The 24,492-nt window shown below is 73.7% G+C and carries 22 protein-coding genes and 1 tRNA gene; 10 read left to right on the top strand and 13 right to left on the bottom strand.

What is annotated here, in order from left to right; translation table 11 throughout:
- The first annotated feature begins 2 nt into the window (after nt 1–2).
- Complete coding sequence (locus QRT05_RS01460; protein WP_289444540.1) at nt 3–821, top strand: patatin-like phospholipase family protein; 819 nt, start codon at nt 3–5, stop codon at nt 819–821.
- Nucleotides 818–1,864, top strand: coding sequence for a 1-acyl-sn-glycerol-3-phosphate acyltransferase (locus QRT05_RS01455; protein WP_289444538.1), 1,047 nt, complete (start codon nt 818–820; stop codon nt 1,862–1,864). The genes QRT05_RS01460 and QRT05_RS01455 overlap by 4 nt, the downstream gene beginning before the upstream one ends.
- 180 nt (nt 1,865–2,044) lie before the next feature.
- On the opposite strand, the gene QRT05_RS01450 is transcribed toward QRT05_RS01455, so the two are convergent.
- Nucleotides 2,045–3,337, bottom strand: coding sequence for a methyltransferase (locus tag QRT05_RS01450; protein ID WP_289444536.1), 1,293 nt, complete (start codon nt 3,335–3,337; stop codon nt 2,045–2,047).
- 1 nt (nt 3,338) lies between these two features.
- Nucleotides 3,339–3,944: a TetR/AcrR family transcriptional regulator gene (locus QRT05_RS01445; RefSeq protein ID WP_289444534.1), complete on the bottom strand. Its 606-nt coding sequence runs from the start codon at nt 3,942–3,944 to the stop codon at nt 3,339–3,341.
- 92 nt (nt 3,945–4,036) lie between these two features.
- Here QRT05_RS01445 and QRT05_RS01440 point away from each other — a divergent pair, with 92 nt between their 5' ends.
- Both QRT05_RS01440 and QRT05_RS01435 read left to right on the top strand, forming a co-directional pair.
- Nucleotides 4,037–4,576: a DinB family protein gene (locus tag QRT05_RS01440; protein WP_289444532.1), complete on the top strand. Its 540-nt coding sequence runs from the start codon at nt 4,037–4,039 to the stop codon at nt 4,574–4,576.
- Nucleotides 4,577–4,735: 159 nt separating this feature from the next.
- Nucleotides 4,736–5,584, top strand: coding sequence for a hypothetical protein (locus QRT05_RS01435; protein ID WP_289444530.1), 849 nt, complete (start codon nt 4,736–4,738; stop codon nt 5,582–5,584).
- 16 nt (nt 5,585–5,600) lie between these two features.
- Here the strand turns inward: QRT05_RS01435 and QRT05_RS01430 are convergent, their stop codons facing one another.
- The 4 genes from QRT05_RS01430 to QRT05_RS01415 form a co-directional block, all read right to left on the bottom strand.
- Nucleotides 5,601–6,521, bottom strand: coding sequence for a transglutaminase family protein (locus QRT05_RS01430; RefSeq protein ID WP_289444528.1), 921 nt, complete (start codon nt 6,519–6,521; stop codon nt 5,601–5,603).
- Nucleotides 6,518–9,001, bottom strand: coding sequence for a circularly permuted type 2 ATP-grasp protein (locus tag QRT05_RS01425; protein ID WP_289444525.1), 2,484 nt, complete (start codon nt 8,999–9,001; stop codon nt 6,518–6,520). The genes QRT05_RS01430 and QRT05_RS01425 overlap by 4 nt, the downstream gene beginning before the upstream one ends.
- 161 nt (nt 9,002–9,162) lie before the next feature.
- Entirely contained in the window at nt 9,163–11,106 is a 1,944-nt protein-coding gene (locus QRT05_RS01420) for a glycoside hydrolase family 15 protein (protein ID WP_407650271.1), read from the bottom strand.
- A 56-nt stretch (nt 11,107–11,162) separates the two neighbouring features.
- Nucleotides 11,163–12,527, bottom strand: coding sequence for a pyridoxal phosphate-dependent decarboxylase family protein (locus QRT05_RS01415; RefSeq protein WP_289444520.1), 1,365 nt, complete (start codon nt 12,525–12,527; stop codon nt 11,163–11,165).
- 70 nt (nt 12,528–12,597) lie between these two features.
- Between QRT05_RS01415 and arr the strand changes: the two genes are divergently transcribed.
- Complete coding sequence (arr, locus tag QRT05_RS01410) at nt 12,598–13,017, top strand: NAD(+)--rifampin ADP-ribosyltransferase (RefSeq protein ID WP_289444518.1); 420 nt, start codon at nt 12,598–12,600, stop codon at nt 13,015–13,017.
- An 11-nt stretch (nt 13,018–13,028) separates the two neighbouring features.
- Here arr and QRT05_RS01405 read toward each other — a convergent pair whose 3' ends face one another.
- From QRT05_RS01405 to QRT05_RS01395, 3 genes are all read right to left on the bottom strand, one after another.
- Nucleotides 13,029–13,922, bottom strand: a complete 894-nt coding sequence (locus QRT05_RS01405) for an SDR family oxidoreductase (RefSeq protein ID WP_289444516.1) — start codon at nt 13,920–13,922, stop codon at nt 13,029–13,031.
- A 140-nt stretch (nt 13,923–14,062) separates the two neighbouring features.
- A complete protein-coding gene (locus QRT05_RS01400) occupies nt 14,063–14,245 on the bottom strand; it encodes an Rv0909 family putative TA system antitoxin (RefSeq protein WP_289444514.1) in 183 nt (60 codons plus the stop codon).
- 645 nt (nt 14,246–14,890) lie between these two features.
- A tRNA-Gly gene (locus QRT05_RS01395) sits at nt 14,891–14,961 on the bottom strand.
- A gap of 114 nt (nt 14,962–15,075) precedes the next feature.
- Here QRT05_RS01395 and QRT05_RS01390 point away from each other — a divergent pair.
- Complete coding sequence (locus tag QRT05_RS01390) at nt 15,076–15,681, top strand: GNAT family N-acetyltransferase (RefSeq protein WP_289444512.1); 606 nt, start codon at nt 15,076–15,078, stop codon at nt 15,679–15,681.
- A gap of 98 nt (nt 15,682–15,779) precedes the next feature.
- Here the strand turns inward: QRT05_RS01390 and QRT05_RS01385 are convergent, their stop codons facing one another.
- The 4 genes from QRT05_RS01385 to QRT05_RS01370 all read right to left on the bottom strand — a co-directional run bounded on the left by QRT05_RS01385 (nt 15,780) and on the right by QRT05_RS01370 (nt 20,722).
- A complete protein-coding gene (locus QRT05_RS01385) occupies nt 15,780–16,595 on the bottom strand; it encodes an LppX_LprAFG lipoprotein (RefSeq protein ID WP_289444510.1) in 816 nt (271 codons plus the stop codon).
- A gap of 118 nt (nt 16,596–16,713) precedes the next feature.
- The gene (locus QRT05_RS01380; RefSeq protein WP_289444508.1) at nt 16,714–17,628 is read right to left on the bottom strand and encodes an aldose epimerase family protein; all 915 of its coding nucleotides are present in this window, start codon (nt 17,626–17,628) and stop codon (nt 16,714–16,716) included.
- A 56-nt stretch (nt 17,629–17,684) separates the two neighbouring features.
- A complete protein-coding gene (locus QRT05_RS01375) occupies nt 17,685–20,135 on the bottom strand; it encodes a GH36-type glycosyl hydrolase domain-containing protein (protein WP_289444505.1) in 2,451 nt (816 codons plus the stop codon).
- A gap of 164 nt (nt 20,136–20,299) precedes the next feature.
- On the bottom strand, nt 20,300–20,722 hold the full coding sequence (locus QRT05_RS01370; RefSeq protein ID WP_289444503.1) for a DUF6069 family protein: 423 nt from the start codon (nt 20,720–20,722) through the stop codon (nt 20,300–20,302).
- 189 nt (nt 20,723–20,911) lie between these two features.
- Here QRT05_RS01370 and QRT05_RS01365 point away from each other — a divergent pair, with 189 nt between their 5' ends.
- From QRT05_RS01365 to QRT05_RS01350, 4 genes are read left to right on the top strand one after another with little or no spacing between them, the layout of a single operon-like run.
- On the top strand, nt 20,912–22,051 hold the full coding sequence (locus tag QRT05_RS01365; protein WP_289444501.1) for a sensor histidine kinase: 1,140 nt from the start codon (nt 20,912–20,914) through the stop codon (nt 22,049–22,051).
- Nucleotides 22,048–22,701 carry a response regulator gene (locus QRT05_RS01360; RefSeq protein ID WP_289444499.1) on the top strand — a complete coding sequence of 218 codons (654 nt, stop codon included), beginning with the start codon at nt 22,048–22,050 and terminating at the stop codon, nt 22,699–22,701. Before QRT05_RS01365 ends, QRT05_RS01360 begins: the two co-directional genes overlap by 4 nt.
- A gap of 30 nt (nt 22,702–22,731) precedes the next feature.
- Nucleotides 22,732–23,307 (top strand): dCTP deaminase, encoded by a 576-nt coding sequence (dcd, locus tag QRT05_RS01355; RefSeq protein WP_289444497.1) that lies wholly within the window; start codon nt 22,732–22,734, stop codon nt 23,305–23,307.
- Nucleotides 23,308–24,438 (top strand): hypothetical protein, encoded by a 1,131-nt coding sequence (locus QRT05_RS01350; protein WP_289444495.1) that lies wholly within the window; start codon nt 23,308–23,310, stop codon nt 24,436–24,438. It abuts the gene before it with no gap.
- The last annotated feature ends 54 nt before the right edge of the window (nt 24,439–24,492 follow it).

The following is a 24,492-nucleotide window of genomic DNA, read 5'->3' as shown; positions in this document are numbered from 1 at the left end:
AGGTGACCATCGGACTGGTGCTGGGCGGCGGCGGTGTGCGCGGCGCGGTGCAGGTGGGGATGCTGCGCGCGCTGTTCGAGGCGGGCGTGGTGCCGGACATCGTGGTGGGCACCTCGATCGGCGCGATCAACGGTGCGGCCGTCGCGCACGACCCGACGGTGAGCGTCGTCGACCGGCTCGTCGACGCGTGGGCGTCGCCCGCGGCGGCCGCGATCTACGGCGACTCGTGGCCCAAGCAGCTGCGCCGCCTGGCGAAGTCGCGCACGCACCTCAACGACCCGGGACCGCTGCGTGCGCTCCTGGTCGACATGCTGGGCGAGGAGCCGACCTTCGAGGACCTCACCGTGCCGCTGGCCGTGACCGCGGCCAGCATCGAGCGCGCGGCCGAGCGCTGGTTCGACTCGGGTCCGCTGATCCCCGCGGTGCTCGCCTCGTCGTCCGTGCCGGGCGTCCTGCCTCCCACCGAGATCGACGGCGAGCACTTCGTCGACGGCGGGATCGTGAACTCCATCCCGTTGGGTGAGGCCATCCGCCGGGGAGCCACGCGCGTGTACGTGCTGCAGGTGGGGCGCATCGAGGAGTCGCTGGTGGCGCCCGACAAGCCGTCCGACGTGGCCCGCGTGAGCTTCGAGATCGCGCGCAGGCACCGGTTCTCCCGGGAGATCGACCTGGTGCCCGAGGGCGTCAGCGTGCACGTGCTGCCCAGCGGTGGCCCCAAGCCCGGCGACGAGAAGCTGGGGAGCTACCGCAAGCTCGACGCGACCAAGGCCCGCATCGACTCGGCGTACGAGGCGAGCGTGGCCTACCTGGCGCAGTCGTGAACTGGCGGCTGCCGCCCCGGTGGGTGCGCCGACTGGTGCTGTGGCCGCTCGCGCCCGTCCTCGCGCTGGTGCTGCTGCCGGTGGGACTGATCCTGTTCGCCCTGGTGGGCGGCCTCATCACGTGGCTGCTGCCCGGCCGGCTGCGGCTCACGCGCATCCTGTGGATGGCGGTCTTCTACATCTTCTGGGACGCGACGGTCGTCATCGTGGCGTTCGCGCTCTGGGTCGGCTCCGGCTTCGGGTGGGCCATGGCGCGGCCGCGGTTCCAGCGCGCCCACTACGTGTTCGCCGGTCGGATGCTGCAGGTGCTGTTCTGGCAGGTGCGCTGGACGCTGCGCCTCAGCATCGAGGTGGAAGAGGCGGACGTGGGCACGGTGCTCACGGGGCGCCCGATCATCGTCGCGAGCAGGCACGCGGGCCCGGGCGACTCGTTCATCCTGGTGCACGCGCTGCTCAACTGGTTCGCGCGCGAGCCGCTCATCGTGCTCAAGGACACCCTGCAGTGGGACCCCGCCATCGACATCCTGCTGAACCGGCTGCCCACGCAGTTCATCACGCCGCACTCCGCCCGGCGGACGGGTGCCGCGGGGCTCTCGTCGGCGGTGGGCGACCTGGCCGCCAAGCTCGACACGCGCAGCGCGCTGCTCATCTTCCCCGAGGGCGGCAACGTCACGCCGCGCCGACGCGTGGCCCGCATCGCGGCGCTGCGCGAGAAGGGCCGCGAGGACCTCGCGGTGCAGGCCGAGCAGATGGTCAACGTCATGGCGCCGCACGCCGGCGGCCTGCTCGCCGCGCTCGACGAGGCCCCGGAGGCGGGCGTCGTGTTCGTGGCGCACACGGGCCTCGACCGCCTGGTGACCACCCGCGACATCTGGCGCGAGCTGCCGATGGACAAGCGCATCATCATGAAGGGCTGGCCGGTGGACCCGGCCGAGATACCGCGCGGGCGCGACGCCCAGGAGGAGTGGCTGTTCGCCTCGTGGCTCCGCACCGACCGGTGGATCGCCGCCAACGACCCCACCGCGGTGCCGGACACGGTCTAGCCGGACTGCGACGCTCCCGCGACGCTGACGTTCCCGCGACGCTGACGCTCCCGCGACGCTGATGCTCGCGCGACCTTGTGGTTGTCCACGGATCCGGGGCCGGAAGCGTGGACAGGTGCAGGTTCGGCCGGTGGCCGGTGGCCGGTGGCCGGTGGCCGGTGGCCGGCGGGCGCGGTCCGGTCAGGCGCGGTCGAGCACGTAGATGCGCGGATGGTGACCCTTGGCGAACACGCGGGTGACCGAGCGGACGGTCCACTGCTCGGTTTCGCGCAGGCAGCGCTCCATGAGCTTGATCTCGTGCGTGAGCACCAGCAGACGGGCACCCGGCGCGGCGAGGCGGTGCGCCGACTGCAGGAGGGCCGCGTGCAGGTCCGCGTTGGTGGCGTGCGAGCCGTGCAGCGTCCCCCATGGCGGGTCGGCGAGCAGCAGGTCGTAGCCGCCGTCCAGCGAGTCGTCGCGGATGTCCGCGGTGACGAGCCTCGCAGCGCGCTTGAGCCCCGCGGCCTCGAGGTTCTCGGTGGCGGCCGCGATGGCGTCCGGCGCGTCGTCGATCCCGACGGCGGCGGCCGCCGGACCCGCGAGCAGCCGCTCGATCAGCAGCGTCCCGGAGCCGCACATGAGGTTGACCACCCGGTCCTCGGGGTCGTTGCCCGCGAGCCGGACCATGGCCGCCGCGATCGTCGCGTTGGCGGCGCCGGGGTAGTCCGCGGATCGCCACGGCCGCGCCGAGAGCGGGCGGTTGCCGATGCGGACCAGCACGTCCCAGCCGGGATCCTGCTCCCCGCGGGTGGGTCCGCGGCGCACGCGGACGACGAGCTCGCCGTCCTTCTCGTCGTACTTGAGCCCGGTAGCGGCGGCCAGCTCCGCGCCCAGGCGGGTGAACGCGGACGAGTCGCTGCCGGCGGCCTCGAAGCGGAACGTCGACGAGCCCGCGACGCGCAACGAGGCGTACATGGCCTCGACGATGCGTGACAGGTGGTCGCCGCTGCTCAGCGACCGGGGACGCGGCACGTCGAAGTGCAGCACGAGGAACGCGGCGACCGCGGTGGTCAGCCGACGGACGTGGGGCAGCGGGTTGGTGATCGCGACGGCCAGTGCGTCGTCGCGGCCGACGACGGGCGTGGCCGGTCGTCGCGGGCGGAGCACCTCGGCGACCTCGTCGCGCAGCACGTCGCCGAGGCCGGGCAGGAACGTGAGCTCGATGCGGGTCTCACGGGCGTGCTCGTCCCGCGATCCCTGGCGGCCGTTCTGCGCGCGGCTCGCGGGGCGGTGGGGTCCGCTGCGGTGCGGTGGCGCGCCGTTCCGGCCGCCGCCGGACGACCGGCCGCCCGACGAGCGGCCGCCGGCCGACCCGCCGCGCGAGGACCCGCCCGCCGACCCGCCGCGCGAGGACCCGCCGGCCGACCCGCCGCGCGAGGACCCGCCCGCCGACCCGCCGCGCGAGGACCCGCCGCCGGACGAAGGAGCCGGCACCTCAGGCGCTGACGAGGACGGGAGCACCGACGGCGCGGAGCACGAACGCCTCGGTCTGGGCGATGGCGCGCTCGCGGGCGGGACCGTCCTCGGGAACACCCCGCCCGGACAGGCAGGCGTTCACCAGCGGAACCGTGGTGTCGAGGTCCTGCTCCGGGAACGCGCCCGAGGCGATGCCCGCGGACAGGATCTCGCGCAGCACCTGCTCGACCACCGCCACGTGCTCGCGCACTCGCTGCTGGGTGGTGCGCGAGAGCACCGAGCGCAGCTCGGGCCCGGGGGCCACGTGGTAGACGCGCTTGAGGTTGGCCTGCTGGCGGACGTACGTGCTCAGCTGCTCGACCGGGTCGTCGATGTCGTCCAGCGCGCGCTGCAGTGTCGCCGCGTACTGGTCGGTCTCGTGGGTGATGAAGCCCAGGAGCAGCGCTTCCTTGTCGGGGAAGTGGTTGTACACCGCGGTGCGGCCCACCCCGGCGGCCTGCGCGATCTCGGCGAGGGTGATGGCGTCGAAGCCCTGCTCCGCCATGAGCGTCGACAGCGCGGCGAAGAGCTTCTGTCGCGTCTGCTCGCGGTGCTCGTGCAGCGATCCGCCGATGATCTTGGGCATGGTGACATCCTCGCATGCCGCGTCAGAAAAACCTACGCGCCGCAGGGCGGCCTCGGGCGCTGCTCGCGCCGGAGGCGAGATATCTTGCGGGGATGACGACGCCCGACGCCGCCCCTGCCATCGAGCCCGACGAGAAGGACTGGACGTGGGTGCTGCGGGAGCGGTGCCCCGAGTGCGGGTTCACGGCCGCCGACGTCGACCCCGAGGCCATCGGTGGCACGGTGCGCGACCTGGCGCCGCGGTGGGTCGCCGCGCTGCACCGTCCCGGCGCGCGCGAGCGTCCGGACGCCGGCACCTGGTCCACCCTGGAGTACGGCGCTCACGTGCGTGACGTGCTGCGGATCTTCGGCGGCCGTCTGCAGCTCATGCTCGAGCAGGACGACCCGCCCTTCGACAACTGGGACCAGGACGCGACCGCGCTCGCGGACCGCTACGACCTGCAGGACCCCACCGTGGTCGCGGACGAGTTGGCGGATGCTGCCGACGAGACCGCCGCCCGGTTCGACGCCGTGCCCGACGACGCGTGGGAGCGCACCGGCCGCCGCTCCAACGGCTCGGACTTCACCGTCCGCACGCTCGGCCAGTACTTCCTGCACGACGTGGTGCACCACCTGCACGACGTCCGCGGCTGACCGGTTGTCCACAGGGTTCGTCCACAGTCGGTGGGTACTGCGGGTGAAGCCCTGTGGACAACCTGGCCTTACCGGTGGATGCCCGGTGGATGCCGAACGGCAGCACCCCGGAAACATGCCGGCAGCATGCCCGCAGCATGGGGCCGGTAACGTCCGGCCATGGGTCACGACTGGGTAGTCCCCGCGGAGCTCGACGGACAGCACGTCCTCGCCGTCCCGGGCGGGTCGGACGTGGTTGCGCTGGCCACGGCATGGTTCCCCGACGCCCGGTGGGAGCAGCAGCCGAGCGTCAGCGCCCCGGCCGTCACCCGCCCCGCCGGTGCTCGCTTCCGCGGCGTGGCGGTCCAGGAGGCCGCGGTGGTGACGACGGGCAGCCTGCGGCTGGGGGACGCGGGCCTGCTCGTCGGGCCGGTCACGGTCGAGGGCCACGACCTCTACGGGCTCGCGGAGCCGTCCGAGCGGGCGGTCGCGTGGACCACGGCGGCCGCCCGCCACGTGGCCGGCCTGACCGTCACCCCGGACCGGCTGCACCGGCTCGCACCCTCGGCGGGCGCCGCGGTGGACCTCACACTCTGGTCCGCCCAGCCCGTGTCCGCCGCCGACGTCGTCCCGGTCGTCCGGCCCGCGCTGAGCGGCTCCCGGCTGGGAGGTGTCCCGCAGCCGCACGGCGGCGCGCCCACGCCGTTCTCGCTGACTGCGACGTTCGAGTACGACGGCGCGATCGTCGTGTCGATGGAGCGGCCGGGCGAGCGCCCCGCCGTGCTCGACGCTCTGGACTGGCGCGAGCACGGGCCGTGGGCGTACCGCGTGGTGTGGGAGCCGCTCGAGCCGGGCGAGCTGGCCACGGAGAGCCCCTCGCCGCTGCACGTGATCGCGCGCGACCGCGTGGCGCCGTCGATGGCTCGGGTGGCGGCCGCACTACGCGAGGCGGTGGGCGGCACGGTCGTCGACTCGTCGGGCTTCGTCGTGACGCCCGACGAGCTGCGGCATCGGTCCGCCCGGCGCTAGCAACCGGGCGGGACGGTCACAGGAACGGGGTCGAACCCGCCGGCACGAGGTCCACCGCGACGCTCAGCCGCGAGCCCGACCCCTCCGTGAAGATGACGCCGCGCAGCGGTGGGACGTCCTGGTAGTCGCGGCCCCAGCCCAGCACCACGTACCGGTCGTCGACGAACTGGTCGTTGGTGGGGTCGACGTCCACCCACCCCGCACCGGGCACCCACGCCGACACCCACGCGTGCGACGCGTCGGCGCCGCGCAGCTTCTCGCGGCCGGCCGGCGGCCTGGTCTCGATGTAGCCCGACACGTAGCGGGCCGGCAGACCGTGCGCGCGCAGCGCCGCGATCATCAGGTGCGCGAAGTCCTGGCACACGCCAGCACCCTGCGCGAGCAGCTGCGCCTGCGTGGTGCTGACCGTCGTGGAGCCCGAGCGGTAGGTGAGCTCGGTGCGGATGCGGTGCGCGAGGTCGACGAGCACGGATCCGAGCGACCGGCCCGCCGCGAACGACGGCGCAGCCCACGCGCGCACCTCCGCACCCGGGTCGACGTGCGTCGACGGCAGCACCAGCTCGCGCAGCGCGACCAGCGCGTCGGGGGAGACCGCCGCGGCCAGGTCGCCCTCGTCGACCGCGCGTGCCGCCTCCTCCCACGTCACGGGCGGGAGCGAGTCGAGCGTCGCCGCGACGCGGGTCACCTCGACGATCGAGCGCGCGGTGACGACCAGCTGCGTGTGCGGGAGGGTCACCCCGTAGTAGGTGGTCCGGTTGCCGTAGTAGTCGATGTGGGTGGAGCTGTCGGCGGGTGCCGGGTCGACCTCCACGGTCGTCGCCAGCACGGCCTGGCCGGGCAGGTCGCGGGGGGTCATCGTCGTGCGCCCGTACGAGTCGGTGACCGGGCTCGCGTAGCTGTAGGTGGTGCGGTGCACCAGGTCGTAGGTGCGGCTCACGGGCGCTCCCCCTCGTCGGCCGCGTCCCAGGGGTCCTCCAGCGCCCGGCTCGGGCCGGGACGGGCGAAGTGCACACGCTCGATCTCTTCGGCCGCGGACCGCAGGCGCCACGCCATCGAGTCGAGCGCCTCCGCGAGCCGCTCGCGCCGGCCCTCGGCCGACGAGACTGCCGCGGGGTCGAGCTCGGCCACCAGGTCGGCGACGTCGGCCAGCAGGTGCTCGGCGGCGGGAACCGTCCCGAGGTTCTCCCGCACGCGATCCAGCTGGAACGCGAGCGCGCGCGGGTTGGTGCGGTCGCGCAGCAGCAGGTCCAGCGCCTCGGCGACGCCTGCGCCCGACGCGTACCGGCGACGGAACGTGATCGACGAGTCGTGCGACAGCACCACGGCGTCCACGAGCGCGGCCTCGACCGGCGTGGGGCGGCGCTCGACGAGCGTCGCGCGCAGGTGCTCGACCACGTGCTGCGCCCGCTCGACGCGGCGGCCCGCGTCGAGGAACTTCCAGCCGACGTCCCGCACCAGCCCCTCCGCGGCGATCCCCGCAACCGCGAGCAGCCCTTCGAGCGTCTGGTCCAGCACCGACCGCAGGCCGGCGGTGGCCGATCGGGGGTCGTCGTAGGAGCCCAGGTCGAGCGCCTCGTCCGGCGCCGGACGCCTGCGCGAGCGCTCGGCGCGCAGCACCCGGTCGATGCGGGCCAGCGGGCCGAAGGTGTCGGTCGAGAGCTGGTCGCGCACCGTGGCCGCCGACGAGCCGAGGCGCCGCAGGACGGACGTGACCGAGGTGGGCGTGCGCGGGTCGAGCACCAGCTCGCGCAGGGTGGCGCCCGTCCGCTCGTCGTCGGGCTCGACCGCCTGCACGAGCACCGCGAGAGCGCGGCCGCCCGCCGAGCGGGGCCGGTGGTGGAAGTCGTCCCAGCGGTCGACGACCACGCGCAGCAGCCGGGCACGGTCCTCGGCCCGTTCGGCGTACCGGCCCATCCACCACAGGTTCTCGGCGGTGCGTGGCGAGATCGCCGCGCCGAGCCGCGCGCCGCCCGCGCCCGCGTCGAGCGCGTCGTCGTCCGGCACCAGCGGGTCCGGCTGGCTCGACAGCACCCACACGTCCTTGGCGACGGCGCCCGACGACGACGAGACCACCGCGGACGCCGCCACGCGCGCGAGCCCGCCGGCCATCACGGCGTACGAGCCGCGGTGCGCGACCGCATACGTGCGGAGCATGGCGGCCCGATCGGTCTCGTCGTCCGCGGACCCCGGCCGGTGAGCGGGTTCCTGGGCCGCCCAGGCCCACGGCTCCGCGGCGATCCTCGCGGCGAGCGCTTCGCGTCCGGCGGCGTCGAGGGTCCAGCCCTGGATCAGGCCCGGGGTCGAGCGTCGGACGGTCGGGAGGACCACGAGCTCGCCCAGGCGCGACAGCACGTGCTGCAGGCCGGTGGGCTCCCCGCACCACCAGGTGGGCGCCGACGGCAGGGCGAGGTCCTGGTCCAGCACCGTCCGCGCCAGGCGCGGCAGGTAGGCGAGCAGGGCGGGGTTCTCCAGCACGGAGGCGCCCAACGGGTTGACCACGCTCACGGCGCCGCCCCGCAGCGAGCGGACGAGTCCCGGCACGCCGAGCCGCGAGCCCGTGCGCAGGTCGAGCGGGTCGCACCACTCGGCATCGACGCGGCGCAGCACCACGTCCACCGGCTCGAGCCCGTCGAGTGCGCGCAGCCACACCCGGCCCTCGCGGACCAGCAGGTCGGGGCCCTCGACGAGCGGGAGCCCGAGCATCGACGCCAGGTACGCCTGGTCGAAGGCGGTCTCGCTGGCCGGCCCGGACGTCAGCAGCACGATGCGTGGCTGCTCGGCATGCGGCGGCGCGACCTCGCGCAACGCGGCCCGCATGGCGTGGAAGAACGGTCCGAGGCGCTGGATCGATGCCTGCCGGTACACACCGGCCAGCACCTGGGCCACCACGCGTCGACCCTCCATCGCATAGCCCGCCCCGGACGGGGCCTGCGTGCGGTCGGCGACGGCCCGCCACCCGCCCGCCGGGTCCCGCACCAGGTCGGTCGCCGTGAGCACCAGCTCGCGGCCGCCGGGCAGGCGCAGTCCGTCCAGCGCGCGCAGGAAGCCCGGGTGCGCGACGACGGCGGTGGGCGGGAGCAGCGAGTCGGTGAGCAGCCGGCGCGCGCCGTAGACGTCGGCCAGGACGGCGTCGAGCAGCTCGGCGCGCTGCACCAGCGCCGCCTCGAGCCCGGCCCACTCGGTCTCGTCGACCATGACCGGCACGGGATCCAGCCGCCACGGTCCCGCGCCCTCGGGCCGGTCTGCGCCGTACGTGACGCCGTGGTCGGCGAGGAGCCGCTCGGCGTCCTCGCGCGCGCGGGCGAGCGCGGCATCGTCGGGCACGTCGTCCGGGTCCGGCAGCCAGCCCCAGTCCGGACGGTGCTCGGGCTCGCCGCCGTCCACGGCCGGGCGCGGCGACGAGAGCAGGTCGGTCACCCCCGGAGTCTGGCGCATCACGCGGCCTCGTCGCGCCCGACGCCACGCGCCGGCTCCGGGTACCGGTCGCCGAGCCGGTGGTTGTCCACGGCTACCGGCCCGCGAGCGTGGACAACCACGGGGTCGAGCCCAGGGCGGGCTCGGGCCCCCGCGTGGGCGGGTCAGCCGCCGCGGTTGGGGGGTTCGAAGTGGATGCCGTCGTGGCCGGCCTGCTCCTCCGCGCGGATCACGTGCATGGCGGCGTTGATGAGTGCCAGGTGGGTGAACGCCTGCGGGAAGTTGCCCAGGTGCCGGCCGGAGCGGGGCTCGATCTCCTCCGCGTAGAGGTTCAGGGTGCTCGCGAACGACAGGAGCCGCTCGCACAGCGCCCGGCCGCGGTCCAGCTCGCCGATCTCCACGAGCGCCGAGACGAGCCAGAACGAGCAGATCGTGAACGTGCCCTCCTCGCCGACCAGGCCGTCGTCGGTCTCCTCGACCCGGTAGCGCAGCACCAGCCCGTCGACGGTGAGCTCGTCGGCGATCGCCAGGACGGTGGCGCGCACACGCTCGTCAGTCGCCGGCAGGAACCGCAGCAGGGGGACGAGCAGCAGCGACGCGTCGAGCGCGTCCGACCCGTAGCGCTGCACGAAGACGCCGCGGGAGTCGACCCCGTTGGCACAGATGTCCGCGTGGATCTCGGCGGCCTGCTTCGACCACTGCTCCGCGAAGTCCGGCTCGTCGTGCATGCGCGCCAGCCGCGCGCCGCGGTCCAGGGCGACCCAGCACATGAGCTTGCTCGACGTGAAGTGCTGCGGCTCGCCGCGCACCTCCCAGATGCCACGGTCGGGCTCGTGCCAGTGCTTGATGGCCTCCTCGACCTGCCGCTTGAGCACGGGCCACAGCGACTCGGGCAGCTGCTCGCGCGACTTGGTGTGCAAGTAGACCGAGTCCAGCACCGCGCCCCACACGTCGTGCTGGCGCTGGTCGTACGCACCGTTGCCGATGCGCACGGGCCGGGCGCCCTCGTACCCGGTCAGGTGCGTGAGCTCGTGCTCCTCGAGTGTGTCCTCGCCGCCCACGCCGTACATGATCTGCAGCTCCTTGTTGTCGCGGCAGACGTCGTGGATGAACGCGAAGAAGTCGTTGGCCTCGCGGTCCAGGCCGAGCGTGTACAGGCCCCACAGCGCGAAGGTGGAGTCGCGGATCCAGGCGTAGCGGTAGTCCCAGTTGCGCTCGCCGCCCGGCGTCTCGGGCAGGCTCGTCGTGGCCGCGGCCAGCAGCGCACCCGTCGGGGCGTACGTCAGGCCCTTGAGCGTGAGCGCGCTGCGCTGCAGGTAGGTGCGCCACGGGTGGTCCGGGAACACGCCCTGCGTGATCCACTCGCGCCAGAACTCCTGCGTCCGCCACAGCATGTCGGCCGCCTGCTGCCACGTCGACGGTGCGGGGAGCGGCGACCAGGAAAGCGCGACGTACGCCTTGTCGCCGTTGACCATGCGCGTCCGGGCCGAGGCGGTGCGCCCGTCGACGCCGAGGCGCAGGCTGGACGTGAGCCGGAGCGTCGGGCCGCCGACGTCGGGGTCGGGGACCGCCTCGATCGACGTGTAGCCCGTGCCCGTGTAGTCCCAGCGCGCATCGGAGCGGGCGTAGTCGGGCGCCGGCGCGCACGTCACCTCGAGGTCGACGGTGCCGCTGACGCAGGTGATGGTGCGCAGCAGGATGTGCTCGGCGTCGTCGTCGGTGGGCGTCCGCCGATGGGTCGCCGACCGCTCCTCGTCGTTGTGCCACGGCCCCATGACCATGGCGTCGCGCACGATGAGCCAGCCGGTGGGGGTCTGCCACGTCGTCTCCAGGACGAGCGTGCCGGGCAGGTAGCGGCGGGCGGTCGGGACGCGGATCCCGTGCGGACCCACGCGAAAGGAACCGGCCCCGCGGTCCAGCGTCGCGGCGAAGATGCTCGGAGAGTCGGGGCGTGGCACGCACATCCACTCGACGGCCCCGGAGGGCGAGATGAGGCAGTTCGACTCGCAGTCGGACAGGAACGCGTAGCTCGCGATCGGCGGGAAGTTGGACCTGGTCGTCGAGTCGAGCGGGGTGCCGTGCGCGGGGGGCGGGGTCACGGGGGCCATGGCTCAGCGTGGTGCATGCGTGTCCGGGTTGTCAGCCCCCTCGGCAGGCGGGAGGGTCACGCCTGCAGGGCCCGGCGGACCGCGTCGACCGTCTCCTCGACCGCCTCGTGGTCGGTCTGGAAGTTGCTCACGGAGAAGCGCACCACCGCCCGGTCCCGCCAGCGCGAGGGGTAGGCGTAGGCGACCCCGTCGTCGCGGATCCGCGCGGCCAGGGCGGTGGTCGCGCCGTCGTCGGCCAGGGCGACGCAGACCTGGGTGTAGACGACGTCGTTGACCACCTCGACGCCGGGCAGCTCGCCGAGTCGGGTCGCGAGGTCGACGGCGGCCGCGTGCAAGCCGCCGACCAGCTCCGCCACGCCGGACCGGCCCAGCGTGGCGAGCACGGCCCACACGGGCACGCCGCGTGCGCGACGGGACATCTCGGGCACGTACTCGTGCGGGTCGTGGCCCGTCTCGGTCGCGACGAGGTAGCTGGCGCTCGAGCCGAACGACGCGCGCACGGCCGCGGGGTCGGCCACGATCGCGAGCCCGCAGTCGTAGGGGGTGTTCAGCGTCTTGTGCGCATCGGTGGCCCAGGAGTCGGCGGCCTCGATGCCCCGCGTGAGGTGCGCCAGCGACGGCGCAGCGGCCGCCCAGAGCCCGAACGCCCCGTCGACGTGCACCCACGCGCCGGCCTCGTGCGCGACCGCGGTCGCCGCCGCCAGGTCGTCGAAGGCCCCCGAGTGGACGTTGCCGGCCTGCAGGCAGACGATCGTCGGGCTGTCGTCGAGCGTGGCCTCCAGGGCCGCGACGTCGATGCGCCCCTGGTCGTCGGCGGGGACCAGGTCGGCCGCCCCGAGCCCGAGGTACCGCGCGGCGACGTCCACGGACGCGTGCCGTTCTGCGCCGGCCACCCAGCGCACCCGGGGGCCCCCGCTCAGCCCGCGGGCCGCGACGTCCCAGCCGGCGTGCGCGAGCAGCCGGTCCCGGCCGGCGCCGAGCCCGACGAAGTTGGCCATGGTGGCCCCCGTCACGAACCCCACGCCGGCTCCCGCTGGGAGCCCGAGGAGGTCCAGGAGCCACGCGGACGCGAGCTCCTCGACCGCGGCCGTCCCGGGCATGGTGGTGCGCATCGCGGCGTTCTGGTCCCACGCGCCCACCAGCCAGTCCGCGGCCAGCGAGACCGGGTACGTCCCACCGATGACCCACCCGTAGAACCGCGGCGACTGGCTGGTGAGGAGCCCGGGCTCCACGGCGTCGACGAGGCGGGCGATCACCTCCCGGGCGTCGCGCGGCGACTCGGGGAGCACGGTCCCCAGCGCCTCGACCACCTCCGGGATGCTCGCGCCGGCGGGGATCGGCCGCTCTGCCATGCCCGACAGCCACTCGACCGCGCGTCCTCGCGCCAGCTCGAGCAGCCCGACGTAGTCGCCTGCCGTCATCCTGCGAGTGTTCTCCCGCCCGGGGCGCGGGTCAACGTCATGATGGAGGGACCGAGCCGAGGGGGAGCGCATGCCCGTGCCGTTCGAGGTCCACGAGTCTGGTGCCTATCTGCACGGCACCAAGGCCGACCTGGCCGTCGGCGACCTGCTCGAGGCCGGGCGGCGGTCGAACTTCGGCGGCGGCCGCACGGCGGGGCACGTCTACGTGACGCAGACCCTGGATGCCGCCGCCTGGGGCGCGGAGCTCGCGCACGGGGAGGGTCGGGCCCGCATCTACGTCGTCGAGCCGACGGGCGAGCTCGAGGACGACCCGAACGTCACCGACAAGCGCTTCCCGGGCAACCCCACACGGTCCTACCGCACGCGTGAGCCGGTGCGCGTGGTGGGCGAGCTCGACGACTGGGAGGGGCACTCGCCGCAGCAGGTGCAGACCATGCGGGACCATCTCGCCGAGCTGGCGCGGCAGGGCTTGGACGAGATCGACGACTGACGCTCTGAGCCTCAGAGCAGCCGGCCGCCCGTGACCGCGATGCGGTCGCCGGTCATGTAGCTCGACTCCTGGGATGCGAGGAACACGTACGCGGGGGCGAGCTCGGCCGGCTGGCCCGCCCTGCCCAGCGGGGTCTCCTCCCCGAACGACTCGACCTTCTCCTCGGGCATCGTCGCGGGGATCAGCGGCGTCCAGATGGGACCGGGGCACACGGCGTTCACCCGGATGCCCTTCTCGCCGAGCTGCTGCGACAGCCCCTTGGTGAAGTTCAGGATGGCGGCCTTGGTGGTCGCGTAGTCGAGCAGCTCCGGGCTCGGCTGCGTGGCCTGGATCGAGCTCGTGTTGATGATCGAGGACCCCGGCTCCATGTGCGGCACGGCAGCCTTGGTGATCCAGAACAGCGCGTACACGTTGGTCTTGAGCACCCGGTCCAGCTGCTCGGTGCTGATGCCCAGCAGGCCCTCGTTCTGGGACATCTGGTAAGCGGCGTTGTTCACCAGCACGTCGATGCCGCCGAGCTCGCGCACCGCGGTCTCGACGAGCGACCGGCAGTACTCCTCGTCGCGTACGTCGCCGGGGAACGGCACCGCGCGACGCCCGGCCTCCTCGATCAGGCGCATGGTCTCGCGGGCGTCCTCCTCCTCCTCGGGCAGGTAGGAGATCACGACGTCGGCGCCCTCGCGCGCGTAGGCCAGGGCGACGGCTCGCCCGATGCCGGAGTCGGCGCCCGTGATGAGGGCGCGCTTGTCCGTGAGCCGCCCGGAGCCGCGGTAGGACTTCTCGCCGTGGTCCGGCTCGCGGCTCATGTCGTCGGTCAGGCCGGGGTGGTCGATCGTCTCGGCGGGCTGGGTGCTCGCGTCCGGGTGCTGCGTCCGCGGGTCCGTCTGGGTGGTCTGGTCGGTCATCGCGTCCTCCTCGGGATGCGGGCAGGTCGGCCGTGCACGGCAGCACGCGACTGCCGGCTCACGACGCGCGACGACCGGCGTTCGCGGGCGTCGCGGTGGGCAGCGGTGACCAGGCCGGAGCCCGGCCGGGTCACCGGGGGTCAGGCGTTGCCGATGTGCTCGTCAGCCGCCGACTCGGCCTTGCTGATCTGCTCGTCGTGCGAGCCGCCGGTCACCGACGACGCGGCGTCGCTCGCCTTGTCGATGCCCGCGTCGGTCGCCTTCTCGCCCTTGTCGCTGTCGAGCGCGTCCGAGGCCTTGCCCTTGCGGTCGTCGATGCCCATGTCTGCTCCTCGTGCGTGATGTCCCTGCACGCCGGCTTCTTCGGCTCGCACCATGGTCGGTCGCCGGCCGGGCATCCGCATCCCGGCCGCCGGACCCCGACTCGCTTCGAGCGCGCACCGCGTCGTCCGCGCACCCGCGTCGTCCGCGCACCCGCGTCACCCGCGAACCTGCTCGGTGGGCAGCGAAGTTCCCGGTGAGCGGGCACAACGCTGCCCACACGCGAGCCGCCGAGCTGGCCAGCGGGTCCGCGCACCCGCGTCACCCGCTCACCTGCTCAGTGGGCAGCGAAGTTCCCGGTGAGCGGGCACAACGCTGCCCAGCGAGCTGCCGAGCTGGCCAGCGGGTCCGCGCACCCGCGTCACCCGCGAACCTGCTCGGTGGGCAGCGAAGTTCCCGGTGAGCGGGCACAACGCTGCCCAGCGAGCCGCCGAGCTGGCCAGCGGGTCCGCGCACCCGCGTCACCCGCTCACCTGCTCAGTGGGCAGCGAGGTTCCCGGTGAGCGGGCACAACGCTGCCCACACGCGAGCCGCCGAGCTGGCCAGCGCTGATCGCTAGGGGGCACGGGGACGGGATCGTCGGAAGGGGCCGACCGGGGTACGAGCGCGAGGGCGACCGTGCCCTGCCGTGCGCGAGACATTCTGGGAGCGGGTGACGGGAATCGAACCCGCGCTATCAGCTTGGGAAGCTGATGTTCTGCCATTGAACTACACCCGCGCGACGAGCCGACCGGGACCTGACCAGGCCCCCGCCGTCATCGGCCCGGTCAGCATACCCGCCGCCCAGCGGGCCGCGAAGTCGGGTCCAGCGGGGATGTGAGAAGGTCCGAGGGTGCCCCGATCGATCCGCCCGTTCCACCCGTCCGACCTCGGTGCGATCTACCGCATCTGCCTGCTGACCGGGCTCGCGGGCGGCGACTCGTCGCACCTGTACCGCAACCCCGAGCTGCTGGGTCACGTGTACGCGGGCCCGTACCCCGTGGCGGACCCCAGCGCGACGTTCGTCGTCGCGGACGACGAGGGCGTCGCCGGCTACATCGTGGCGACGGCGGACACGGCCGGCTTCGAGCGTTGGCGCGAGGAGAGCTGGTGGCCGGTGCTGCGCGAGCAGTTCCCCCCGCGCGACGACCCCCAGGACGGCACCGAGGACCACGTGCTCGTCGAGCGCGTGCACGAGAGGTGGCCGACGGACGCTCCCGTGCTGGAGCGGTTCCCGGCGCACATGCACATCGACCTGCTGCCGCGCGCACAGGGCGAGGGGCTGGGCCGCGCGCTGGTCGAGACGCTGGCCGCGTCGCTGCGGGAGCGCGGCGTGCCGGGCCTGCACCTGGGCGTCTCCAAGGAGAACCCCGGCGCCATCGCGTTCTACCACCGCGTCGGGTTCGTGACGCTCGAGGAGCTGCCCTGGGGGTATCTCCTGGGCCTGCCGTTGGCCTGAGACGACGAAGGCCTGAGACGACGAAGGCCCGAGACGACGAAAGCCCGAGACGACGAAGGCCCGCACCCGGAGGGGCGCGGGCCTTCGAGGCTGCGACGTCAGGACGTCGGCATGTCCGTGATCTGGTCGGCGGGCGGCGCCTTCACGGTGACCTTCTTGCCCCAGTCGGTCATGGTCATCTCGGTGGTGGTGCCGGACTGGTCCATGACCATCTTGCGCGGCTTGCCGTCCGAGCCGATCCAGTACGTGTAGGTGAACGTCTTGGGCACCGACGTCCCGGCGGCCTTGAGCGCGTCGCCCATGGACCCGGTGATCTTGCTGGTGTCGACGACCACCTCGTACGGCTGCGCCTCGACGCCGTCGATGGTCTCGGGCTCGCCCGACTTCTCGACGCTCACGACGGCGTCCTGCATGGCCTTGACGCTCGCGGCGGGGTCCATCTGGTCGGTCAGGCCGCCCAGGCTCGCGGCCATGGGGTTGGACTCGTCGCTGGGGTCGACCTTGAAGAACTTGTTGCCCGACAGCTCGCCGAGGTTCATGTACCAGATGCCCTCGAGGACGCGGACCTCCATCTCCATGCCCTCCGAGGACATGGTCATGGCCATCGCGATGTCGTCGCCGTCGACGACCGCGTCGCCCTCGGCCGTCATCGCGACGCTGCCGCCCGCGGACGTCGTCATGACCGTGTGGTAGCTCGCGTCGCCCGACATCGAGTCGGCGATCGTGGTGATGAAGTTCTCGGCGTTCAGCTCGGTCGACTGGGCGGGAGCCTCGGGCGTGGCCGCGGTCGTCGCGCTGGCTGACGCGCTCGGCTTGGTGGCGTCGTCGTCGGAGCTCGACGAGCAACCGGCCAGGGCGAGCGCCGCGGCGGCGGCCGACGCCGTGGCCAGGACGGTGAGACGGCGGACGTGCATGAGTGCCCCCTAGGGCTGGCCGCTGGATGCAGGGACGTGCCGGTGGGCGGCGCAGGTGCCACCGGGCGCCGCCATGGTCCCACGAGCGCGGGCCGTGGACCGCGCGATCGTCAGATCGTCAGCGAACCGTGACCGAGAACGCGGCGGTGCGCGCCTGACCGGGCTGCAGCACGAAGACGCCCGTGCCCTCGACGCCCGCGGCGTGCAGGGCGAACCCGCCGTTGACGTGGGTCACCGGCTCGACCGCGAAGTAGGACCGTCGGCGCGGCACGTAGACGACGAGGTGGCCGTAGTCGGGGTCCGCCTCGAGGTCGACGTGCACCGGCTCCTCGCCGGGGTACGTCAGGCGCGTCGCACCCGTGAGATCGGTGAGGACGTCGTCGACGAACGCCTCGCCGAGCGCACGGGGCGACCGGTAGTCGGCGCGCGCCGGGACCTCGCCGGCCGCACCCGTGGCGATGCCGGCGTCGAGCGCGTAGCCGTGGCCGGCCGGCACGTGCAGCAGCGGGTCCGGTCCCGCCGTGCGCTCGCCGACCGGCGCCAGCACGCGCTGGAAGTAGGGGTGGTGGCCGAAACCCGCCGGGAACGGGTCGACGTCCGTGTTCTGCAGCGTGGTCGTCACGGTGAGCGATCCGTCGACGACCGCGTAGACGATGCGCGCGCGGAAGTGCCACGGGAAGTTGACGCCCACCTGGTCGCTGCTCGCCATCTCGAGCACCACCCGGTCATCGGCCAGCGACGCCACGGTCCAGGGCGAGTGCCGGACCGCGCCGTGGATGGCCGTGCCGTCCGCGCCGTTGCGCTGCAGCTGCCACACGTGCCCGCCGAACGGCAGCTCGCCGCGGCGGATGCGGTTGGACCACGGCAGCATCGGGAACGACGCGCACCGCTCGGGGTTGCCGCGCGACGCCAGCGGCGTGGGCCGGAGCAGGTCGCGCCACACCCCGTCCGCGGTGCGGATGCGGCCCGCGGCGAGCGACGCGCCGACGCCGGGCAGCACGTCGACCTCCCACCGCTCGTTGCGCAGCGTCACCACCGAGCCGTGGCGCGCGGGCGCCACGGCTCGCGGTGCGAGCAGCTCGTGCGTCGTCAGAGCGTCACCTCGACGCGGACGGTCGAACCCGCCGGCGCGTACGGGACCGTGTTGCCCTCGATCGGAGTGCCGTCGACCACGAGCGCTCCGCGCGAGCCGCGCGCGCCCGAGTTGGTCACGGCGATCTCGTACGTCGCGCCGCGCGCCACGCGCGTCACGGTGAACGCGGGCACGTCGGGGCCGATCTGCGGGTCGACGACGAGCCCGTCGTAGTCCGGCCGCACGCCCAGCAGATGCTGCGAGACGGCGACGAAGTTCCACGCCGCGGTGCCGGTCAGCCACGAGTTCTTCGCCTCGCCGTGCCGGCTCGCCTCCTTGCCGGCGATCATCTGCGCGTACACGTACGGCTCGAGGCGGTGCACCTCGGAGATGTCCTCGCGGTACGCGGGGGTGATGCGGCGGTAGTAGTCGAACGCCTTGTCGCCGCGGCCCAGCACGGTCTCGCCGATGATCACCCAGGGGTTGTTGTGGCAGAAGATGCCACCGTTCTCCTTGTAGCCGGGCGGGTACGTCGACACCTCGCCGAGCTGCACCTGGTACGTCGTGTACGCGGGGTGCTGCAGCACCATGCCGTGCTCCGTGGCGAGCAGCTCGCCCACCGAGTCCAGCGCCTGCTCGGCGGCCCCGGACTCCACGCCCACGCCCGCCATGACGGCGAAGCCCTGCGGCTCGATCCAGATCTTGCCCTCGGGGTCCGCGTCGGTGCCGACGGGGGTGCCGTAGTAGTCGTACGCGCGCAGGAACCAGCGGCCGTCCCAGCCGTCCTTGAGCACCGCGGTGCGCATCTCCTCGACGAGCCCGGTGGCGCGCTCGGCGACGTCCGCGAGCCCCCGGCGAGCGGCGAGGTCGGCGTACTGCTGGCCGTAGAGCACAAACTGCGCGGCGATGAACACCGACTCCGCGACGCCTCCGGCCTGGTTCTCCGTGGTCTGGAACGACTCACCGGGCGTGGTGGAGAAGCAGTTGAGGTTGAGGCAGTCGTTCCAGTCGGCGCGGCCGATGAGGGGCAGCCCGTGCGGCCCCCGGTTCTCCACGGTGAACTCGAACGAGCGCGTGAGGTGCTCGAACAGCGGGACCTCGGAGCCGGGCTCGTTGTCGAACGGCACGGGCTCGTCGAGGATCGAGAAGTCGCCCGTCTCCTTGACGTAGGCGGCCACGCCGGCGATGAGCCACAGCGGGTCGTCGTTGAAGCCCGAGCCGATGTCGTTGTTCCCGCGCTTCGTCAGCGGCTGGTACTGGTGGTACGCCGACCCGTCCGCGAACTGGGTGGAGGCGATGTCGATGATCCGCTCGCGCGCACGCTCCGGGATCAGGTGCACGAAGCCCAGCAGGTCCTGGTTGGAGTCGCGGAAGCCCATGCCGCGCCCGATCCCCGTCTCGAAGAACGAGGCCGAGCGGGACATGTTGAACGTGACCATGCACTGGTACTGGTTCCAGACGTTGACCATCCGGTCCAGCTTCTCGTCGCTCGAGCGCACCGAGTACGTGGACAGCAGCCCGGTCCAGTGCGACCGCAGCGCCTCGAAGGCGGCGTCGGCCTGCTCGGCGGTGGCGAACCGGCCCAGCAGGTCGTGCGCCCGACGACGGTTGATGAGCTGGTGGTCGTCGTCGGCCCACTTCTCGTCGTCCGGGTTCTCGACGTAGCCCAGCGTGTAGACCAGGTCGCGGGACTCACCGGGTGCGAGCGTGAGCCGTACCGAGTGCGAGCCGATCGGGTACCAGCCCGAGGCGACCGAGTTCGCGGAGACGCCCGCGCGCGGCACGGCCGCCTCGCCCAGCCCGTTGTACGCGCCGACGAACGTGTCGCGGTCGGTGTCGAAGCCGTCCGCGGGCGTGTTCACGCCGAACACCGCGTAGTGGTCGCGGCGCTCGCGGTACTCGGTGCGGTGGTAGATCGCCGACCCGTGCGGGCCGTCCTGCTCCACCTCGACCTCGCCGATGGACAGGTTGCGCTGGTAGTTCGTCTGGTCGTCCTGGGCGTTCCACAGGCAGAACTCGACGAACGAGAAGAGCGTGACGGTCTTCTCCGCGTCGGAGTCGTTGGTGACCGTGACGCGCTGGATCTCGGCGTCCTCGCCCAGCGGCACGAAGAAGAGGGTGTCGACCGTGAGGCCGCCGCGCGAGCCGGTGATGCGCGAGTAGCCCAGGCCGTGGCGCGCCTCGAAGCGGTCGAGGTCCGCCTTGACGGGGAGCCACGAGGGCGTCCACACGTCGCCGTCGTCGTGCACGTACAGGTAGCGGCCGCCCGCGTCGGCGGGGATGTTGTTGTACCGGTACCGCGTGAGGCGGCGCATCTTCGCGTCCCGGTAGAACGAGTAGCCGCCGGCCTGGTGCGACACGAGCGAGAAGAACCGCTCCGACCCCAGGTAGTTGATCCACGGGTATGGGGTGTGCGGGGTGGTGACGACGTACTCGCGTGCGTCGTCGTCGAAGTACCCGTAGCGCATGTGGTCGTGCCCCTCGCGTGCTCGTCAGGACCGCGGTGGCCCGGCGCGACCGGCGGCTGTGCCGGTCCCGAGCCGCGGGCCAGATGCGGCTTCTCGATGGTGTGGGATCGCTCCCACGCGGTCCACGGTCGAGAGCATAGCCCCCCGCCCCTGGGCCCGTCACGTCACTGCCGGACGCGGGCTCGCGGGCTCCTGCGCGGGTCCAGCCCGACGACCACGACGACAGCGACGGCCACGTGCAGAACCGCCAGCAGGAGGGTGCCCGACGCGGTCGTCGCGCCCAGCGGCCCGACGAGGGAGACCAGCAGGACAGTGCCGCACGTGAGGCGCCACGCGAGCACGGCGGGACCCTTCCTCGCCCGCGCGCAGGCGGCGCGCACGGGCCAGGCGAGCAGCACCGCGAGCGCTGCGACGGCAGCGACCGGGGCCGGTCCGACGGCGCTCGTGGTGCCGTCCGCCGCCTCGACCTCCGCGGTCACGCCCGCTGCGGGGACGGCGATCAGCCACACGGCCAGGGCGACGACGACCGCCGCAAGGACGACGGCCGCGACGGGGACGCGACGAAACGGGGCTGGCGTGGTCGGCATGGCTCCTCCAGGTGCTCGGGCCGACCGGTCGGGCGGCGCACTCCCATGCCAGCGGTGGGCGGCTCAGGGCGCGTCGGCCGATGGGCTGCCGCCGGCCCGACGTCGGTCGCGCGCGGCGGGACGGGCGTCGCGGGCACCCCCTCCTTTGGTCGGTCGCGGCACGCAGTCACGATTTCTACGCTCGTCGTCATGACCACGACGACGCTCGACTGCCCCCCGGCACGCATGCCCGGGCCCGCCCTGCTGGTGCCGCTCGGAGCCGCGCTCGCCGTGCTCACGGTGCTGGCCGCGTGCGCCCCGTCGCTCGCGGGCGACCACACCGTGCCGCTCGTGCTGGACCTCGCGGGCGGGGTGCTCGCGCTCGTCGTGCTCACGATGATGACCACGCGTCCACTGCTGGCCGGCGTGCTGCTCGCGGCGCTCGTCGCGGTGACACCCGCGGCCACACCGGCGGCGACCGCGGGCACGCTCGTCGCCGCCCGCTGGTTCCCGCTGCGCACAGCCGTCCCCGTGGCGCTGGCGAGCGTGCTGGGCCACGCGGTGCAGGGCCTGTGGCGCGACCCCGGACTGCCGTACGGATGGTGGCTGCTGTGCGACGTCGCGGTGCACGCGGCGCTCCTGGGTTGGGGCGCGTACGGGCGGTCACGCGCCCTGACGGTCCAGCTGTGGCGCGAGCGGGCGCGGACCGCCGAGCGCGAGCAGGCGGCCCGGGTGGACGAGGCCCGGGTCGCGGAGCGGACGCGGATCGCGCGCGAGATGCACGACTCGCTGGCGCACCGGCTCTCGCTGCTCGCCACCACCGCGGGAGCGCTGGAGTACCGCACCGACCTGAGCGCGGAGCAGGTGGCGCGCGCCGCGGGCGTGGTCCGGGAGGGGGCCAGCGACGCGCTCGCCGACCTGCGCACCGTGATCGGCGTGCTGCGGGAGGGGCCCGACGACCTGCGGCCGTTGCCAACCCCGGACGACGTGACCGGGCTCGTGGAGCAGTGTCGCGCGGCGGGCATGCAGGTCGAGCTCGAGTCCGCGGACCTCGCGCACCTGCCGTCCGCGGCGGGCCTTGCCGTCTACCGGGTGGTGCAGGAAGGTCTGACCAACGCGCACCGGCACGCGCCCGGCGCCAGGGTGCGGGTGCGGGTCGAGACGCGGTGGGACGGGGCGACGGTGGTCGAGGTGGTGGACGACGGCGGTCCCGGTGGGGCCGGCGCATCCGTCGGGGCGGGCAGCGGGTTGCTGGGGCTGCGCGAACGCGTCGAGCTGCTGGGCGGCGCGCTGACCGCCGCGCACGCCCCGTCGGGCGGGTTCGTCCTGACGGCCTGGCTCCCGGCATGAGCGTCCGCGTGCTGGTGGTCGACGACGACGCACTGGTCCGGGCCGGCCTCACGCTCATGCTCGACGGCGCCGACGACGGCGCGATCACGGTGGTCGGCCAGGCGGCCGACGGCTCCGCGGTGCCCGGGGAGCTCGACGCGCACCGGGCGGACGTCGTGCTCATGGACCTGCGGATGCCCGGCGTCGACGGGATCGCCGCGACCCGAGCCGTCCGCGCGCGCACCGACCCTCCCGCCGTCGTGGTGCTGACCACCTTCGACACCGGGCCCGAGATCGAGGGGGCCCTGCGCGCCGGCGCGGCCGGCTACCTGCTCAAGGACGCCGCACCCGCGCGGATCGTCGCCGCCGTGCTCGCCGCGGCGGCTGGGGAGCCGGTGCTCTCTCCGCAGGTCGCGCGCCACCTCATGGACGCGACCGCACGGGCGGGCGGCGAGCGTGAGCGTGCCCGCGCCGCGCTGGCACGGCTGACACCGCGGGAGCAGGACGTGGTGCGTGCCGTCGCCCGCGGGCAGAGCAACACGCGCGTGGCTCGGTCGCTGTTCCTCAGCGTGCCCACGGTCAAGGCGCACGTGTCGAGCGCGCTGCTCAAGCTGGGGCTCGAGAACCGCACGCAGCTGGCGTTGCTCGTCCACGACGCGGAACGGCTCTGAACCGCGCCGCGACCGGGCTACCGTTGCCCCGTGCTGCTCTCCGACCGTGACATCAGGGCCGAGCTCGAGTCGGGCCGCGTGGCCCTCGAGCCCTACGACGCGGCCATGCTGCAGCCGTCGAGCATCGACGTGCGCCTCGACCGGTTCTTCCGGCTGTTCGACAACCACAAGTACCCGTACATCGACCCGTCCGCGGAGCAGCCCGACCTGACTCGCCTGGTCGAGGTGGAGCGCGGTGAGTCGTTCGTGCTGCACCCGGGCGAGTTCGTGCTCGGTTCGACGTTCGAGCAGGTCACGCTGCCCGACGACATCGCCGCGCGGCTCGAGGGCAAGTCGTCCCTCGGCCGCCTGGGGCTGCTCACGCACTCGACCGCGGGCTTCATCGACCCCGGCTTCAGCGGGCACGTGACGCTCGAGCTGTCCAACGTGGCGACGCTGCCCATCCTGCTGTGGCCCGGCATGAAGATCGGCCAGATGTGCTTCTTCCGGCTCTCGTCGGCGGCCGAGAACCCCTACGGCTCCGGTGTCTACGGCTCGCGCTACCAGGGCCAGCGCGGCCCCACGGCGTCCCGCTCCTGGCAGGGCTTCCACCGCACGGACGTCTAGATGGCACTCCCTCGCCTGCCCCTGACCAGCGACCCGCAGCTCACGACGCGGCACCTGCTCGCGCTCCCCGCGGGGATCGAGCCCGACGAGGTCGAGGTGCTCGCGGCGAGCCGGTTCGCGGCAGCCCGGTGGGAGGGTGGCGGCGACGCGCCCCAGAAGGGCCGGCGGCCGATGACGGCGGCGTTCGGCATCCGGGTCACGGCCGCGCCGGCCGCGCCCGTGCTGCGGCTGTCGCGCCACTCGACGCTGACCGGGCCCTACGGCGTGGCGCCCGACGACGTGGTCGCGCTGGGCCTGCCTGTGTCGACCGCCCAGGTGTACGACGTGGCGTGCACGCGCGAGCGCGGTGAGCCGCCCTACGCCGGCGGAGGCGACCGCGACGGCATCAACCGCGCGTTCGCCGACGGCCTGCCTGTGCGCGAGGAGCGCCGCGTCGTGCAGTGGCTCGTCGACGCGGCCCGCAGGCTGGGCGGCGCGGTCCGGATCGGAGGGCGCGGCACGATCCTCGCGCCCGACACCGAGGGGGCCATCGACGTCACGGTGCTGACCGACCGCTGGGTGGAGCCGGCCGACGCGCTGGCGATCGTGCAGCGCGCGGTCCCGCGTGCCCGCCTGTCGGTCCCGGCGCCGTGGGAGGGTCCGGCCACGGATACCGGTCGCCACTCGCACGCCGGCACCCCGCACGGGATCACCGAGCGCGGCGGCGCCGGGCTGCGGTCGGCGCTCGAGCAGTTCGGCGTGCAGGACCCCGACGAGCGCCGCCGGCTGCTCGCGGAGGCCGCGGCCTTCGACGAGATGATGCTGAGCACCCCGCAGCTGGTCGAGTCGTTCGGCGTGGTCGTCGACCTGGGCGTGGACGGGATGATCGCGGTCGAGGTGGGCGAGCCCGACGAGGTGCCGCCCCTGCTGCGGTCGGTGGAGTGGGCCCAGCGCGGCGTGGTCGCGTACCGCGTGCACTGGGAGCCGCTGGTGGTCGACGAGCTCGAGGCTGAGCGGCCCACGCTGGAGCACCGGGTGGCGCGTCGGCGCGCCGCCACCACGCTGCACGCGGTCGCGCGCGTGCTGCACGAGGCCGTGGGGGGCGAGATCGCCGACGAGGCGGACTTCCTGGTGGACCCGCGCGACCTGTGACGTCTTGACGGGGTCGTGCCGCGGCCCTACCGTCCGATCCGGGCGGTCTGCCCG

Origin of the sequence: Cellulomonas edaphi (genome assembly GCF_030362815.1) — a bacterium.
Lineage (GTDB): Bacteria > Actinomycetota > Actinomycetes > Actinomycetales > Cellulomonadaceae > Cellulomonas > Cellulomonas edaphi.
This window is presented reverse-complemented; position numbering and strand designations above follow the sequence as displayed.

Bases quoted from the DNA above. Each gene is read 5' to 3' on its own strand.
- QRT05_RS01435 (WP_289444530.1), top strand. From the start codon at position 4,736: ATGGGTCACGACTGGGTAGTCCCCGCGGAGCTCGACGGACAGCACGTC.
- arr (WP_289444518.1), top strand. From the start codon at position 12,598: ATGCCCGTGCCGTTCGAGGTCCACGAGTCTGGTGCCTATCTGCACGGC.
- QRT05_RS01420 (WP_407650271.1), bottom strand. From the start codon at position 11,106: ATGGCCCCCGTGACCCCGCCCCCCGCGCACGGCACCCCGCTCGACTCG.
- QRT05_RS01365 (WP_289444501.1), top strand. From the start codon at position 20,912: ATGACCACGACGACGCTCGACTGCCCCCCGGCACGCATGCCCGGGCCC.
- QRT05_RS01385 (WP_289444510.1), bottom strand. From the start codon at position 16,595: ATGCACGTCCGCCGTCTCACCGTCCTGGCCACGGCGTCGGCCGCCGCC.
- QRT05_RS01400 (WP_289444514.1), bottom strand. From the start codon at position 14,245: ATGGGCATCGACGACCGCAAGGGCAAGGCCTCGGACGCGCTCGACAGC.
- QRT05_RS01405 (WP_289444516.1), bottom strand. From the start codon at position 13,922: ATGACCGACCAGACCACCCAGACGGACCCGCGGACGCAGCACCCGGAC.
- QRT05_RS01350 (WP_289444495.1), top strand. From the start codon at position 23,308: ATGGCACTCCCTCGCCTGCCCCTGACCAGCGACCCGCAGCTCACGACG.
- QRT05_RS01360 (WP_289444499.1), top strand. From the start codon at position 22,048: ATGAGCGTCCGCGTGCTGGTGGTCGACGACGACGCACTGGTCCGGGCC.
- QRT05_RS01375 (WP_289444505.1), bottom strand. From the start codon at position 20,135: ATGCGCTACGGGTACTTCGACGACGACGCACGCGAGTACGTCGTCACC.
- QRT05_RS01440 (WP_289444532.1), top strand. From the start codon at position 4,037: ATGACGACGCCCGACGCCGCCCCTGCCATCGAGCCCGACGAGAAGGAC.
- QRT05_RS01445 (WP_289444534.1), bottom strand. From the start codon at position 3,944: ATGCCCAAGATCATCGGCGGATCGCTGCACGAGCACCGCGAGCAGACG.
- QRT05_RS01415 (WP_289444520.1), bottom strand. From the start codon at position 12,527: ATGACGGCAGGCGACTACGTCGGGCTGCTCGAGCTGGCGCGAGGACGC.
- QRT05_RS01370 (WP_289444503.1), bottom strand. From the start codon at position 20,722: ATGCCGACCACGCCAGCCCCGTTTCGTCGCGTCCCCGTCGCGGCCGTC.